The organism is Mycobacterium sp. 663a-19 (genome assembly GCF_035616495.1).
Lineage (GTDB): Bacteria > Actinomycetota > Actinomycetes > Mycobacteriales > Mycobacteriaceae > Mycobacterium.
Window position 1 is genome coordinate 120,974 of sequence record NZ_JAPJAV010000007.1, and the last position, 15,163, is coordinate 136,136.

Consider the following 15,163-nt stretch of genomic DNA (forward strand, 5'->3'; position numbering starts at 1 on the left):
TCGCACCACAGATTCGCTGAAAACTGTTGTGTGACAACTGGTACGATCCTTCTATATACAATCGCTACTCCGTGGGCGGGGGTTCAACACATCGTCACCAGCACTGGTGGTGGCTTCGTAAGCCGCCGGGCGGTGTTGAAGTTGCCGCTGCTTCTGGCAGGAGGCACCGCCATCGCGCGAGCGCCTCGCGCCGGTGCGCGACCGCCCCTCGACCCGCCGGAGTCCAGCCGTTGGTCAACCGACCGCGCCGACCACTGGTATCGAGCGCAAGGTTGGCTCGTCGGCGCTAACTACGTCACGTCGAACGCCGTCAACCAGCTAGAGATGTTCCAGCGTGACACCTTCAACCCACTGCGCATCTATCTCGAGTTGGGCTGGGCCCGGTCCGCCGGATTCAACACCGTGCGGGTGTTTCTGCACGACCAGCTCTGGGCCGAGGATCAGCGTGGGTTCCAAGCCCGACTGGCCCAGTTCGTCGCCATCGCGGCCGACCACGGCATCAAACCGCTCTTCGTCTTGCTCGACTCCTGCTGGGACCCCTTCCCGAAAGCTGGCCCGCAGCGCGCCCCGACGCCCGGCGTCCATAACTCGGGCTGGGTGCAAAGTCCGGGCGCCGAGCGCCTCGGCGACCGCGCCTACCTCGGCACGCTGCGCGCCTATGTGACGGGGGTGCTGACCCAATTCCGCAATGACGACCGGGTTTTGGGGTGGGACCTGTGGAACGAGCCCGACAATCCCTCCCGCCACTATGCGTCCGTCGAGAGGCCGGACAAGGCGCAGCTGGTCGCGGATCTGCTTCCGCAGGTGTTCGCGTGGGCACGTTCGGTCGATCCCGTTCAACCGCTGACGAGCGCCGTGTGGCAGGGCGAGTGGCCGGACGCAGGAAGCACCAGCGCCATCAGCCGCATTCAGCTCGACAACTCCGACGTGCTCACCTTCCACTCCTACGGCGAACCGGCGGACTTCGAGAAGCGCATCGACGATCTCGCCTCAGGGGACCGACCGATCCTCTGCACCGAGTACCTGGCGCGGCCCCTGGGCAGCACCGTTGCGCAGATCCTGCCAATTGCCAAGCGCTACAAGGTTGGTGCAATCAATTGGGGACTCGTCGCGGGGAAGACTCAGACCTACCTCCCCTGGGACTCGTGGGACCACCCGTACACGGCGGTTCCGGATGTCTGGTTTCACGATCTGCTTCAACCCGATGGACGGCCGTTTCAGGACGAAGAAATCCAAACGATTCGCCAACTGAACGGCCTGGCGATGCACCTCAACACTTAGGGCTGCTCGAGCGCGGGAGCGCAATACGGCTCCCATGGATGCCATCCCCAGACTGATAGCCGCTTACGTGCACCCGCTGACATGGATTCGCCGGCCGGCTCCCACGCAGACGCTGACCGGCGGCGGGGGTGGCGGCGGCGGAATGTCCTGCGGCAGCGGCGCATAGTCGGCCGGCGGCGGCACATAGGTGTTGACCGTGTCGGCGACGTTGGTGCAGCCGCTGACCGAGATGCGCCTGCCGACGCTCGCGCAGACGTCGGCGTGGGCCACCCCGGACGGCTGCACGACGGCATACATCTCGGGAATAGATGTCAGGGCCAACACCGTTATCCCCGCGGCGGTCCAAGACCGCGCCCATAGCTTCATCGCAATCCCCTTTCGCTCAGGGTGTGGCGCCCTGACCCATTAGTGGAGTCCACTGGCAACGCTGCCTGATGTCGGTCAGCGGCTGCCGGATGTTCTCCAGGTCGGCTTCCTCTTGCGGGTTGGCGCCGAAGTAGTTCTGCACGTCGTTGCCGATCTGGTCCTTGGGCCGGTCCTGCAGGCCGGTGTAGAAGCCGTTCACGTCCGGGTGGGTGAACAGGTAGGTCGACAGGGCCGTCGCGACACCGGCCGCGACCCCGGCGACGTCCGCGGCCGTGCAGTTGGGCGGCCGGGGCGCAGTGTCCGCGGCGGCGGTCCCCGCGCTGGCGCACAACAGCGTGCCGGCAACGGCGCCGGCGCCGATCGCGCCGAGCACCGCCCGGCGTGCAATGACGTCTGAGAGGAACATCATCGGCTCCTTCTTTCACTGATCAAACCGACCGCGCCCGACGGCGGTCGTCACCCGGCTCAAGCTAAGCAGATATTGACAACCGCCACGGGTGATCGACGCCAACCGGTTACGCGGTGTGGCAATCTGTGTGTGCCCGTCCGCGACCGCCGACGGCCATCGACCACACCACCGCGCCCCGACGGAGCCGAGAATGCCTGCAGAAGCGCAAAACACCTCCCGCTATCTGGAGGTTGAGCGCAAGTTCGACGTCGTCGACTCCACGGTGTCACCGTCGTTCGAGGGCATCGCGGCCGTGGCTCACGTCGAGAAGTCTCCGACTCAATCCCTGGACGCCGTGTACTTCGACACGCCGTCGCACGACCTGGCGCGGCACGGGATCACGCTGCGACGCCGCACCGGCGGCCACGACGCGGGGTGGCACCTGAAGCTGCCGGCCGGACCCGACGCCCGCACCGAGATCCGGGCGCCGCTGGGCACTTCCGGCGCCGAAGACACCGTGCCGAGCGAGCTGCTCGACGTCGTGCTGGCGATCGTTCGGGACCGGCGGGTCGAGCCGGTCGCGCGCATCAGCACCGAGCGGGAAACCCAGTTGCTGTACGGCGCCGACGGCACCGCGCTGGCCGAGTTCAGCAACGACCACGTCAGCGCCTGGTCGGGTGGCGCCGCGGGCGCCGGCTCGGCCCCGGCCGAACAGGAGTGGCGCGAGTGGGAACTCGAACTCGTCACCGGAAACGGCACCGCCGACACCGCGTTGTTGAGCCGGTTGAGCAATCGGTTGCTCGACGCGGGCGCCGCACCGGCCGGTCACGGCTCGAAGCTGGCACGCGTGCTCGATGTGCCGGCCAACGGCACCCGGCCCCAGGACCCGGTGCACCGCGCGGTGGCCGAGCAGGTCGACGAGCTGTTGACATGGGACCGCGCGGTGCGCGCCGACGTCGACGACGCCGTGCACCAGATGCGGGTGACCACCCGCAAGATCCGCAGCCTGCTGCGGGAGTCGCAGGATGCGTTCGGGTTGTCCGACGGCGCCTGGATCCTGGACGAATTGCGCGAGCTGGCAACCGTTCTGGGCGTGGCGCGCGACGCCGAGGTGCTCGGGCAGCGCTACGAGCAGGCGCTGAGCCGGCTGGCACCGGAACTGGTGCGCGGGCCGGTTTGGGAGCGTCTGGTGGAGGGCGCCCAGCGGCGCTACCAGACGGGGCGGCGCCGGTCGTTGATCGCGATGCGCTCGCAGCGATACTTCCGCCTGCTCGACGCCCTCGATGCGGTGGTGGCCGAGATCCCGGTTCCCGAGGCCGGCGAGCGGCCACCCGCGGTAACCATCGACGGCGCCTACAAGAAGGTCCGCAAGGCGGCGAACGCCGCCGCCAAACTGGACCAGGTCGACCAGACCGACCAGGAGTACGAGCACCATCGCGACGAGGCGCTGCACCGGATCCGCAAGCGCGCCAAGCGACTTCGCTACCTCGCGGCCGCCACCGGCGCCGACGAGGTGTCGAGGCAGGCCAAGGCCATCCAGACGCTGCTCGGTGATCACCAGGACAGCGTGGTCAGTCGCGAGCACCTGGACCACCAGGCGCACGCCGCGCACGTCGCCGGCGAGGACACCTTCACCTACGGCCTGCTGTATCAGCTGGAGGCCGATCTGGCGGAGAGCTGCCGACAGCAGCTCGACGACGCACTACGCAGACTCGCCAAGGCGGTGCGCAAGGCCCGGGACTGAGCCCATCGGCCGGCGAGCAGACGCGAAAGCACCCGCACGCCCGGCGTGTCGGGTGCTTTCGCGTCTGCTCGGCAAGGGGCGGACGAGTTGGCCTGTAAGCCGGATTCTGTTCCCCGCCGCTGCGGCTTGAGCAGCGGCGGCGGGGCGGCGACCATCCATCTGGACACACCGTCACCGGGTGCCTCGAGCGGCCTACCCGCAGGCTCGGGCGAGCAACCCTCGGACGCCTGCGCGGCCGCACTTTCGTGCGGCCTTCTTGGCCTTGCTTCGGGTGGGGTTTGCCGAGCCATCCCGGTCACCCGGAATGCTGGTGCGCTCTTACCGCACCGTTTCACCCTTACCACCGCGAGGGTGGCGGTCTGTTTTCTGTGGCACTTTCCCGCGAGTCACCTCGGATTGCCGTTAGCAATCACCCTGCTCTGTGAAGTCCGGACTTTCCTCGACTCGACCCGGTCTCAGACCGGCCCGAGCCGCGGCCGCCCGGCCAACTCGTCCGCGACGATCCACGGTACCCGCTGCGGAATCCGCTGGCCAGCGGCGTTTGATCATTACCCAATTATTCAATCATTGCCTAATTAGTGATGTTGGTGTCACGCTGACCGCATGACAGAAACCAAAGGGTTCGTCGACCAGACGGTGATGGGTCTCGCGGAGCCACAGCCGATGTACAAGGCGCTGCGGGAATCGACCCCGGTGTTCCGGTCGCCGCAGGCGGTCGTGCTCAGCCGGCTGGCCGACATCGAGATGGCACTCAAGCACACCGAGCTGTTTTCGTCGAACATGGACGCGGTCGATCTGGGCAACGTGCGACCGATGATCCCCCTGCAGATCGACCCGCCCGAGCACGCGAAGTACCGCCGCATCCTCGATCCGCTGTTCACCCCGCGGGAGATGGCCCGACGGGAACCGCGGGTCACCGAGCTGGTCAACGAGATGATCGACCGCTTCGCCGGCCGCGGCGAGTGCGACTTCCACGAGGAGTTCGCGGTTCCCCTGCCCTGCACCGTCTTCCTGCAATTGCTCGGCCTGCCGCTTCAGGACCTCGACCAGTTCCTGGTGTGGAAGGACGGCATCATCCGCCCCGAGGGCGACTCCGGCTTCGACCGCCGCCACGAGACCTCGGCGCCCACGGCGCAGCAGATCTACGACTACTTCGAGCGCGCCATCGACGACCACATCGCTAGCCCTCGCGACGACGTGCTGTCGGCGATGATTGCGGCGAGAATCGAGGGTCAGCCGCTGTCGCGCGAGGAGTTGCTCGACATCTGCTTCCTGTTCCTGATCGCGGGGCTGGACACGGTGACCGACTCGCTGGACTGCTTCTTCGTCTACCTGGCGCGCCATCCCGAACACCGGCGCCAGCTCGTCGAGCAGCCCGACATCCTGCCCAGCGCCATCGAGGAGTTGTTGCGCTGGGAGACACCGGTTCCCGGAGTCGCCCGGGTCTGCGTGCAGGACACCGAGGTGGGCGGTTGCCCGATCAGCAAGGGCGAACGGGTCAGCCCGTTACTGGGCGCGGCCAACACGGATCCGGCCGAGTTCCCCGACCCGGAGCTGGTCGACTTCAACCGCAGCCCCAACCGCCACCGCGCATTCGGCGGCGGGCCGCATCGCTGCCTCGGATCGCATTTGGCCCGCATGGAGCTGCGGGTGGCGCTGCGCGAATTCCACCGGCGCATCCCGGATTACGAGATCAAGCCCGGCGCGCAGCTGACGTACACCGCCGCGCTGCGGTCGGTGGAGTCGCTGCCTTTGGTGTTCCCGGTCTCATGACCCGCGTGTCCGTCGACCCCGAACGCTGCACCGGGCATGGCCGCTGCTACACCCTGGCGCCCGACGTGTACGACGCCGACGAGGTGGGTCACTGCGTCGTGCTCGCCGAGGAGGTCTCGGGCGAACTCGAGGCGCAGGCCGCCATCGGCGAGCAGAACTGCCCGGAGCAGGCAATCACCCTGTCCCGCTAGGGATTACGCGAAGCAGACGACGCTGCGCGCCCCGTGCCCGGCGGTCATGTCGGTGAACGCCGCCTCGACGTCCTCGATGCCGATCCGCCGCGTCACCAGCGCTTCGAGGTCGAGCCGGCCGCGTCGGGCCAGCTCGGCGAGCACCGGGATGTCGCGCGCCGGGTGGCTGGCACCATAGACGCTGCCCTGGATCGCCTTGCCGTCGGCCATCAAGGACAGTGCGGGAAACGTCACCTCCTCCGTGATCCCGGCGGCGCCCACCAACGTGACCTTGCCACCGCGGCGGGTGGCCTCGTATGCCGCGCGCATCGTGGCGGGCTTGCCCACCACCTCGATGCCGTGGTCGACCCCGGCTCCCCCGGTGAGGTCTTTCACCGCGGCGACGAGGTCGGCCTCGCCGGCGTCGACGGTGTCGGTCGCGCCGTTGGCCACGGCCGCGGGAAGCTGGCCGGCGACCCGGTCGGCGGCGATGATCCGCCCCGCGCCGGCCAGCCGCGCCCCCTGGATCGCGGCCAAACCCACACCGCCGCAACCGATTACGAGCACACTCTCGCCCGGGCGCACCCCCGCGGTGCGCATCACCGCGCCGACCCCGGTGGTGACGCCGCAGCCCAGCAGCGCGGCAAGGTCGAACGGCAGCGACTCGTCCACCGGCACCACCGCGGCCGCCGGCAGCAGCGTCTGCTCGGCCAGCGACCCAACACCCATCCCGGGCCACACGGGCCCGCCGCCGCTTTCGGCGTACGGATCGCCGTAGGCGTGGTCGTAGCCGTGCGCGCACAGCTGGGCCTCGCCGCGCAGGCAATGCGGACAGGACCGGCAGGGCACGTTCCACGTCAGCACCACGTGGTCACCCGGGCGCACGGTGCTGACGTCGGCGCCGACCTCCGCGACGACCCCGGCGCCCTCATGCCCGAGCGTCGACGGCAGCAGCGTCGGTATCGACCCGTCGCGCAGCGACAGGTCGCTGTGGCACACGCCGCTGGCGCGAAGTTGCACCCGCACCTCGTGCCGGCCGACCGGCCGCAGCTCGAGCTCCTCCACCGCCGTGGGCCGGCCGACCTCGCGCAGCACGACGGCCTTCATCCGGCCCCCGTGGGAGGGAAAAGTGTGATCGGCGTCATAGCGACCTACGATGGCGGGACAACCGCACCAGGTCAAGGGAGACAGGGATGACGGGATCAACGACGATCGCGCGCGAAACCCAGGCCGCCGCCGATGAGGCGGTGCTGACGATCGGCGGTCGGCCGCAGCCGGGCGCGGCGGGCACCTACCCCGTCCACAACCCGGCGCGGCCGGCCGAGATCGTCGGCCACGCACCCGCCGCCAACAGGGCCCAGCTCGACGCCGCCGTGGCGGCAGCGCGGGAGGCCGCGCCCGGATGGCGGGCGCTCGGCGTCACCGAGCGGATCGCCGCCTTCGCCGCCGCGGCGACCACCGCCGCCGAACGGTTGGCCGCACGCGACGGCGCGCGGCTGTACACCCGCGAGCACGGCAAGGTGCTGTCCGAGGCGAATTTCGAGATCGACACCGGGCCAAGCCTCGCCGGGCTCATCGGGTCGATGGCCGAGGCCGCGCTCGCGCCCGAGCAGATCGACCCGCAGTCGAAATACCCACGGCTGCACCGGGAGCCGTTCGGCGTGGCCGCGCTGGTGCTTCCGTTCAACTGGCCGCTCGCGCTGACGATGACGAAGCTGGCGTCGGCGCTGACGGCGGGCAACACCGCCGTCATCAAGGTCCCGCCGACCTGTCCGCTGGCGGCGCTGCAGCTCGCCGGGGCGCTGGCCGAGGCGCTGCCGCCGGGCGTGGTCAACGTGCTCGCGGGCCCGGGCAGCGAGCTCGCCCAGGCGCTGGTCACCCACCCCGGCATCGACCTCATCTCGCTGACCGGCGGCGTCGCCACCGGTCGCGCGGTCATGGCAGCGGCCGCCCGGCGGCTCACCCCGGTGCTGCTCGAGCTCGGCGGCAACGACGCCGCGATCATCGCGCCCGACATCCCGGTCAGCGACGAGCTGGTAGAGCGGCTGGTGACGGCGACCTACACCACCGGCGGCCAGGTGTGCATGGCGATCAAGCGGCTGTATGCGCCCGCCGGACGGGTTGGCGAGCTGGCCGAGGCGGTGCTGGCGCGCTGCGAGCGGGAGGTCGTCGGCGACGGCCTCGCCGACAAGGTGACGCTGGGGCCGCTGCACACCGCCGCCGGGCGCAACCGGGTCACCGCGCTGCTCGCCGACGCCGAGGCGCGGGGCGCGACGGTGCGCACCGGGGGACGGATCCGCGACGCCGACGCCGACGCGGGCGGATACTTCGTGCTGCCGACCGTCGTCACCGACCTGCCCCAGGACTCGAAGCTGGCCACCGAGGAGCAGTTCGGCCCGGTGCTGCCGATCTTCGGCTACGACACCATCGACGACGCCGTAACCGCCGCCAACGCAACGGAATTCGGCCTCACCGCGTCGGTGTGGACGAGGGACGACGCGCTCGCCGACCGGGTCACCGGGCAGCTGGTGGCGGGCACGGTCAGCGTCAACTGCCACGGCCTGGCCGCCCAGGACCCGCGCCTGCCGTTCGGCGGCTGCGGCCAGTCCGGCATCGGGCGCGAACTCGGCGTCGAGGGGATCCGGGCGTTCACCCAGCCACGGGCCTTCGTCCGGCACCCCGCGCCGGGCTGACGGCACCACCGCCCCACCTCGCCAAACGCGGGTTTGAGCCGCCGCGACCTGGCTATTCTCCCCCGGTCATGACAGAACGCTCACCGGCGCGGACGCGACGACGGCGCCGGGACGGCAACCGTTCGTTTACGGTCGGCGCCAAGGCGCTCGCCGCGCTGACGGCCGCGGTGGTCGTCGCCGTCGTCGCCATCGGCTGGATCACCTATCGCAGCGCATCGGCGGGCATCACCAAATCCGACGCGTTGGCCGGTGAACCCGCGTCGCCCGGAAGCGACCAGAACATCCTGATCATGGGGCTGGACAGCCGTCGGGACCAGCACGGACGGCCGCTGCCGCCCGACATCTACAACGCGCTGCACGCGGGCGGCGAGGATTCCGGCGACGGCGACGCCGACGCGCTGATCGTGTTGCACGTGCCCGCCGGCGGCGCCCCGGCCACGGCGATCTCGATACCCCGCGACGACTACGTCGACCTGGCCGGATGCCCGACCTCGGATTGCCGCGGCAAGATCAAGGAGGCCTACAGCCTCGCCTACCAGCGCGTGCTGGACAGCCGCGACTCGGTGCCGGCATCCGACCATCCCGACGTTGACGCCGCGACGGCGAAGGAACAGACGGCGCGCGAGGCGGGCCGCCGAGCCGAGATCGGCACGGTCAAGCGTCTGCTGCAAATCCCGATCGACCACTTCGTCGAGGTCACGCTGGCCGGGTTCTTTCAGATTGCGCGCGTGGTCGAACCGATCACCGTGTGCCTCTACGAGGACACCTCGGATCGCTACTACTCGGGCGCGGACTTTCACCGGGGCGTCCAGCAGATCAGCGCGACCCAGGCGATGGCGTTCGTGCGGCAACGCCGCGACGCCGACGACGCGATGTTCACCGACCTCGACCGCAGCCGCCGCCAGCAGGCGTTCATCGCCTCGGTGGTCGTCGCGCTGCGCCGCGGCGGGGTCCTGTCGGACCTATCCCGGCTGCGCGCCCTGCTGAACGTCGCCAAGCAAAACATCGCCGTCGACGCCGGTCTCGACCTGGACGAGTTCGTCCGTAACGCTTCGGCATTCGCCGACAGGCCGGTCGCGCTCTACACGCTCCCGGTCACCGGCTTCGGCGAAACCTCGGACGGCGCCTACGTCAATTACGTCGACCCGTCCGCCATCCGCTCCATCGTGCAGAACCTGGTGACCACCGATTCGCCGGCCACGCCGACGACGACCGAGGGCAGCACAGACAGCGTGACGCTCGACGTGGTCAACGCCTCGGGCAGGCAGGGCAAGGCCGCCGAGCTCGAAACCTCCTTGGCGACAGGACAGTTCAGCGAGGGTCAGGTCAGCACCGCCGACTCGACCAGCCAGACGAGCACCATCGCCTACGGGCCGGGCGCGAGGGCGGCGGCAACCGAGCTCGCCGACCAATTCGGCATGACCGCCACCGAATCCGGCGGCGTCGCCCGCAACAGGGTCCAACTGACCGTCGGGACCGATTTCTCCAGGTTCGACAGTCTCAACCGCACTCCGACATCGCCGACCACCACCGCCACGGCACCGGTTACCACCGTGCCGGCCACCGGGACCGGCACCCAGGGGCCGACGCCCACCGACCTCACCCGCATGACCGCCGACGGCATCCCCTGCGTGAAATAGCAAGCCCGCCAAGACAACGCGGGTGACGCGAGTACAGTGGGTCGATGGCCGTCCCGTCCAACGAGCGAATGCTCGCCGGGGTCGCCGCCGCGTCCGTCGCGCTCGGGGTTGCGGAACTGGTGGGCATCCCGTTCGGTGCACGCGCCCACGCGCGCACCGCGATCGGCTCGGTGGCCGTCGACCTGACGCCGGGGCCCGTCAAGGAGTGGGCGATTCAGACCCTGGGCTCCTCGGACAAACTCTTCGTGGCCGTGGCCGTGCTGGTGGCGATCGCGACGATCGCCGCGATCGCCGGGACCCTCGAGACTCGGCACCGCCCGCTCGGCAGCGTCGTGATCGGCGCGGCGGGCGTGCTCGGATGCATCGCCGTGCTGTCTCGGCCGGGTGCGACGGCACTCGACTCCGTCCCGACCGTCGCCGGCACGGCCTGCGGCGTGGCGACGCTTCGCTTGCTGACCCGCGGGGCCGACGGCGCCGACCGCGACGAGCCGGACGCCGGCCGACGAAGGTTGGTCGTGTTGGGGTTGCTCGGGTTCGGCGTGGTGAGCGGCGTCGCGGGTGCGGTCATCACGCGGTTGGTGCATTCGGTGGCCGGCGACCGCAACAGCCTCACCCTTCCCCGAGCGCGCCTACCGGCCCCACCGATACCCGACGATGTGCAGCCGAAAGGCGTTGCGCTGCCGAGCTTTGTCACGGCAAGCGCGGACTTCTACCGGGTGGACACCGCGCTCGTGGTTCCCCAACTCAGCCGCCGCGACTGGCGGCTGCGCATCCACGGCATGGTGGACCACGAAACCACCTACAGCTTCGACGACCTTGCCCGCTTCGACGTCGTCGAAACCGTGACGACGTTGACCTGTGTGTCGAATCCCGTTGGGGGCGACCTGATTTCGACGGGCGTCTGGACGGGCTACCGGGTGGCCGACCTGCTGGCCGCGGCCGGTGTGCACACCGACGCCGATATGGTGCTCTCGACGTCGAGCGACGGGTTCACCGCCGGCACGCCGGTGCAGGCGCTCACCGACGGCCGCAACGCGCTGCTGGCCGTCGGCCTCAACGGTGAGCCGCTGCCGATCGAGCATGGCTACCCGGCCAGGCTAGTGGTACCCGGGCTCTACGGCTACGTGTCGGCCACCAAGTGGGTCGTCGACATGGAGCTGACCCGCTTCGACAGGGCACAGGCGTACTGGACGCGGCAGGGCTGGGCGCCGCGCGCGCCGATCAAGACCGAGTCGCGCATCGACGTGCCCAAACGTGGTCAGAAGGTGCCGCTGGGGCCCGTCGTGTTCGGCGGCGTGGCGTGGGCACAGAATCGTGGCGTGCGGTCCGTGGAGGTCCGCATCGACGACGGCGCGTGGCAGCCCGGCGAACAGGGCGCGAGCTATTCCAACGACACGTGGCGGTTGTGGAGATTCCCCTGGCAGGCGAAAAACCCTGGGAGGCACACCATCACCGTGCGCGCCACCGACAACAGCGGAGCCGTCCAGACCGCGGATCAGGTTGGTCCCGTCCCCGACGGCGCCACCGGCTGGCACACAGTGGACTTCACCGTGGTGCGGGCCTGACGTTTTATTTCGACGCGAGTTTCCGCCAACTGAATACCGCGATCGCGACGCCGATCAGCGCGGTGATCGGGCCGATGATCGACCAGGTCGTGGTGTTGCTCATCGGGCTACCACCAAGCACCCCGAATCCCTGCAGCGCCCAGATCAGCCCGAACAGCGCGATGATCACCCCGAACCCGAGCGTGGCGACGAAAGTCCTCTTCATAGGGGGATCCTAGGCGCTGGGCACCCGACGCCGCGATGTCAGCGCGCGCCGACGAAGTCGCGGAACTTCGCCGGGACCTCGGCCGCGTCGACCTTCCGCAGGAAGTCGGGCGTGGTCACGGCGCTGTAGGTTTCCTCGCCGATGATGAGGCCCTCGGCATCGAACGGCCAGACGATCAGCATGCGCAGCGTCAGCAGATGGAAGCCGTCCTGATCGTCGACGGGAAAGCCCCGCGACGCGGCGTCGGCGCCGTAGTACAGGGAGCGGAAATAGCCTTCGGTGACGACCGTATCGTCGTCGACGACGATTCGGTCCATCTCGAACTCCAGGCACCACTGGCCGCCCTTGACGATCGTGCCCTCGTAGAAGTTCCGGACCGCCTCGCGCCCAACAGGACTCATGTCCTCGGGCGCTCCCCACGCCACGTAGCGCGGGTTCGGGGCCAGCGTCGACATCACACGATCGAGGTCCAGCGTGGCCTCCCCCTTGGCGTGGTCGAGCAGCCGCTCGAGCATCAGGAGATGCCGTGGGTTGGTGGTCTTCGCGATCCGCTCCTCGAGGAGCCGGAACGTCTTCGTCGGATCGATGAGGTCTGTCATGAGCGTCCTTCCGGCGGATACGAGCTGACTTGTCAGGAGGCGGGTTCGGGCGTGCGCACCGCAACAAAGAACCGGCGCAGCGCGTCCGCCATCCGGGCTCTTATCGGTGCGCCCGAGATGACCACGTCCACCATCGCCAGCGACTGGTGCGTGTGGCCGCGGGCACGGACATGTTCCGTCGGGACGCCCGCCGCGTCGAGCGCGGCGGCGTAGGCCTCGCCGTCGTCGCGCAGGGGATCGAACTCGGCGGTCACCACGATCGCCGGCGGCAGCCCGGACAGGTCGGCGTGTGGGGGCGCGAAGCGGGGATCGCCTCGATGCGCCTCGTCGATGTAGTGGTCGCAGAACCACCGGAGCAGCGGCGTCGTGAGCCCGTAGCCGTCGGCGTTCTCGGCGAAGGACCCGCCCGTCATGTCGCCACCCATCATCGGCGTCAACAACGCCTGACCGAGGATGTTCGGTCCGCCCGCGTCCCGCGCCAGCCGGCACACCACCGCGGCGAGCCCGCCGCCCGCGCTCCAGCCACACACCGCGAGCTGTCCCGGCCGGCCGCCCAGCGCCTCGGTGTTGTCGGCTACCCATCGCACCGCGGCCATGGCGTCGTCGACCGCCGCGGGGAATCGGTGCTCGGGCGCGTGCCGGTAATCGGCCGAGACGACGACCGCGTCGCTTCGCACGCAAAGGTCCCGGCACAGCGGATCGTCCGCGGCGGCGTCGCCCAGAACGTAGCCGCCGCCATGGAAATATACGACGATCGGGTGCGGGCCCGGGGTCGGCGGCCGGTAAAGCCGGTACGCCAGATCCCCTGTGGCCCCGGGGAACACACCGTCGACGATCTCGCCGACGTCCGGTCCCGGCGGCCGCGTCGCCGACATCTGCGCGTAGAAGGCTCGGGCGTCCGGCGCGGCCATCGACTCCATCGGCGGCAGATCCAGCGCCGCCACCTCGTTGAGGACCATCTCGACGTCGGGTTGCAGCCGGCGCACCACCCCGTCGTTGCAACGCGAGCCGTCGGGACCGGACAGCGTGAAGCCCAGGTAATCGCGCGCGACCACCTCGTCGCAGCCGGCGCGGTAGAAGTCGAAGCCCGCGCAGTAGGGCAGGAAAACGCGTGGCTTGCCCGGCACGTTGGCGCCCATGTACCAGGAGTTCGCGGCCGGGTAGAGGGTGATGTCGGCGCAGTCGTTGACGTGTTGTGTCCACCCGGCTTCGGCCGTCTCGGTGGGCTCGATGACGTCGAAGCCGCCCGCGCCCAGGTGATCGAGGCAGTCCAGCACCCAGTCCACGTGCTGTTCGATCGAGACGGTCATATTCGACAGCACCGAGGGACTGCCGGGACCGGTGATGAAAAACAGGTTCGGAAAGCCGACCGCCGTCAGCCCGAGGTAGGTCTGCGGCCCGTTCGCCCATTTGTCCTTCAGCGCCAGGCCATTACGGCCCGTGAAGTCGACGGCCGTGATCGCGCCCGTCACCGCGTCGAAACCGGTGGCGAAGACGATCGCGTCCAGCGCGAACGACTCATCGGCGGTGTCGATGCCCGTTTCCGTGACCCGCCGGATCGGATGTTTCCGGACGTTGACCAGCCGCACGTGCGGCAGGTTGTAGGTGGCGTAGTAGTTGCTGTCCAGGCACGGCCGTTTCGTTCCGAGGGGATGATCGGTCGGGCACAGATCGGCCGCGGTCTGCGGATCGTCGACGATGGAGCGGATCTTGTTCCGGACGAACTCGGCGTACTCGTGGTTGGCCGCGGGGTTGCTCAACACGTCGGCGAAGACATTGATGGCCTCAAACAGCAGGCCGGCTTCCCAAGCGCGCTCGTAGCGTTGTTGTCGCTCGGTCGCCGACACGGACAGCGTCGGGGTGATGCTGCGCTCCATCGGGATGCCGGCGGGCGAAACCTTCGCCCTCGCCCGATATTCCGCCTCATTTGACGCCTGCGCCAGCTTCTCGGGCGGCATCGGGCCGTTGCGCGCCGGGATCGAGAAATTCGGCGTGCGCTGGAACACCACCAGCTGGCGCGCCTGCTGCGCGATGACCGGAATCGATTGCACGCCAGACGAACCCGTGCCGATCACCGCCACCCGCCTGCCGGTGAAGTCGACCGGCTCGCGCGGCCAGCGGCTGGTGTAGTAGACCTCACCGGCGAATCGCTCGAGCCCGTCGACCTCGGCCGGCTTGGGCATGGACAGACAGCCCGTGGCCATCACCGCGAAGCGCGCGGTGATCTCGTCGCCGCCCTCGGTGGTCACCCGCCACAGCGACGCGTCGTCGTCCCAGCCCGCCCGCCGGACGCGCGTCGAGAAGGTGATGTGGCGCCGCAGGTCGTGCTTATCGGCGACGTGGTTCAGGTAGCGCAGGATCTCGGGCTGGGTGGCGTACTTCTCCGACCACTGCCAGTCGCGCCGCCAGTCGGGGTCGAAGCTGTACATGTAGTCGATGCTGGGCACATCGACGCGGGCGCCCGGGTACCGGTTCCAATACCACGTGCCGCCCAGGTCGTCGGCCGCCTCGAACACCCGGAATCGGTACCCGTCGCGGCTCAGCCGGTAGGCGAGGTACAGGCCCGCGATACCCGCGCCCACCACGACGACGTCGACGTCCGGCGCCGGCCGGTCGGTCCTGGCTGTCCTGGCTGTGTCGGTCATCATCCGATCATCACGCCACGACCACCGGCTGTCACGAGTACCGCAATACTCGACGCCGGCCGCGACCGAGGTTGCCGCTCAAGGAGCCGATGTG

The 15,163-nt window shown here is 69.4% G+C and carries 13 protein-coding genes and 1 other RNA gene; 7 read left to right on the plus strand and 7 right to left on the minus strand.

The window, feature by feature from the left end:
- Positions 1-90 precede the first annotated feature (90 nt).
- On the plus strand, positions 91-1,281 hold the full coding sequence (locus OQ968_RS14240) for a cellulase family glycosylhydrolase (RefSeq protein ID WP_324679222.1): 1,191 nt from the start codon (positions 91-93) through the stop codon (positions 1,279-1,281).
- A gap of 63 nt (positions 1,282-1,344) precedes the next feature.
- Here the strand turns inward: OQ968_RS14240 and OQ968_RS14245 are convergent, their stop codons facing one another.
- Positions 1,345-1,647, minus strand: a complete 303-nt coding sequence (locus tag OQ968_RS14245; RefSeq protein ID WP_420715910.1) for a hypothetical protein — start codon at positions 1,645-1,647, stop codon at positions 1,345-1,347.
- Between the two features lie 16 nt (positions 1,648-1,663).
- Positions 1,664-2,053, minus strand: a complete 390-nt coding sequence (locus OQ968_RS14250) for a heme-binding protein (RefSeq protein WP_324679226.1) — start codon at positions 2,051-2,053, stop codon at positions 1,664-1,666.
- A 193-nt stretch (positions 2,054-2,246) separates the two neighbouring features.
- On the opposite strand from OQ968_RS14250, the gene OQ968_RS14255 reads away from it, so the two are divergent.
- The gene (locus tag OQ968_RS14255) at positions 2,247-3,779 is read left to right on the plus strand and encodes a CYTH and CHAD domain-containing protein (RefSeq protein WP_324678847.1); all 1,533 of its coding nucleotides are present in this window, start codon (positions 2,247-2,249) and stop codon (positions 3,777-3,779) included.
- Positions 3,780-3,858: 79 nt separating this feature from the next.
- On the opposite strand, the gene rnpB is transcribed toward OQ968_RS14255, so the two are convergent.
- An RNA gene (rnpB, locus tag OQ968_RS14260) (RNase P RNA component class A) lies at positions 3,859-4,271 on the minus strand.
- Positions 4,272-4,382: 111 nt separating this feature from the next.
- On the opposite strand from rnpB, the gene OQ968_RS14265 reads away from it, so the two are divergent.
- Both OQ968_RS14265 and OQ968_RS14270 read left to right on the plus strand, forming a co-directional pair.
- The gene (locus tag OQ968_RS14265; RefSeq protein ID WP_324678850.1) at positions 4,383-5,552 is read left to right on the plus strand and encodes a cytochrome P450; all 1,170 of its coding nucleotides are present in this window, start codon (positions 4,383-4,385) and stop codon (positions 5,550-5,552) included.
- Positions 5,549-5,743 carry a ferredoxin gene (locus tag OQ968_RS14270; RefSeq protein WP_324678852.1) on the plus strand — a complete coding sequence of 65 codons (195 nt, stop codon included), beginning with the start codon at positions 5,549-5,551 and terminating at the stop codon, positions 5,741-5,743. Before OQ968_RS14265 ends, OQ968_RS14270 begins: the two co-directional genes overlap by 4 nt.
- A gap of 3 nt (positions 5,744-5,746) precedes the next feature.
- Here OQ968_RS14270 and OQ968_RS14275 read toward each other — a convergent pair whose 3' ends face one another.
- The gene (locus tag OQ968_RS14275) at positions 5,747-6,829 is read right to left on the minus strand and encodes a Zn-dependent alcohol dehydrogenase (RefSeq protein ID WP_324678854.1); all 1,083 of its coding nucleotides are present in this window, start codon (positions 6,827-6,829) and stop codon (positions 5,747-5,749) included.
- Between the two features lie 86 nt (positions 6,830-6,915).
- Here OQ968_RS14275 and OQ968_RS14280 point away from each other — a divergent pair, with 86 nt between their 5' ends.
- The 3 genes from OQ968_RS14280 (at position 6,916) to OQ968_RS14290 (ending at position 11,620) form a co-directional block, all read left to right on the plus strand.
- Positions 6,916-8,415 carry an aldehyde dehydrogenase family protein gene (locus tag OQ968_RS14280; RefSeq protein ID WP_324678856.1) on the plus strand — a complete coding sequence of 500 codons (1,500 nt, stop codon included), beginning with the start codon at positions 6,916-6,918 and terminating at the stop codon, positions 8,413-8,415.
- A gap of 68 nt (positions 8,416-8,483) precedes the next feature.
- The gene (locus OQ968_RS14285; protein ID WP_324678859.1) at positions 8,484-10,055 is read left to right on the plus strand and encodes an LCP family protein; all 1,572 of its coding nucleotides are present in this window, start codon (positions 8,484-8,486) and stop codon (positions 10,053-10,055) included.
- Between the two features lie 44 nt (positions 10,056-10,099).
- On the plus strand, positions 10,100-11,620 hold the full coding sequence (locus tag OQ968_RS14290) for a molybdopterin-dependent oxidoreductase (RefSeq protein ID WP_324678862.1): 1,521 nt from the start codon (positions 10,100-10,102) through the stop codon (positions 11,618-11,620).
- 4 nt (positions 11,621-11,624) lie between these two features.
- On the opposite strand, the gene OQ968_RS14295 is transcribed toward OQ968_RS14290, so the two are convergent.
- From OQ968_RS14295 to OQ968_RS14305, 3 genes are read right to left on the minus strand one after another with little or no spacing between them, the layout of a single operon-like run.
- Positions 11,625-11,825 (minus strand): hypothetical protein, encoded by a 201-nt coding sequence (locus tag OQ968_RS14295; protein WP_324678864.1) that lies wholly within the window; start codon positions 11,823-11,825, stop codon positions 11,625-11,627.
- Positions 11,826-11,863: 38 nt separating this feature from the next.
- Positions 11,864-12,424, minus strand: coding sequence for a nuclear transport factor 2 family protein (locus OQ968_RS14300; protein ID WP_324678866.1), 561 nt, complete (start codon positions 12,422-12,424; stop codon positions 11,864-11,866).
- 32 nt (positions 12,425-12,456) lie between these two features.
- Positions 12,457-15,069 carry a flavin-containing monooxygenase gene (locus OQ968_RS14305; RefSeq protein WP_324678868.1) on the minus strand — a complete coding sequence of 871 codons (2,613 nt, stop codon included), beginning with the start codon at positions 15,067-15,069 and terminating at the stop codon, positions 12,457-12,459.
- Positions 15,070-15,163: the final 94 nt, after the last annotated feature.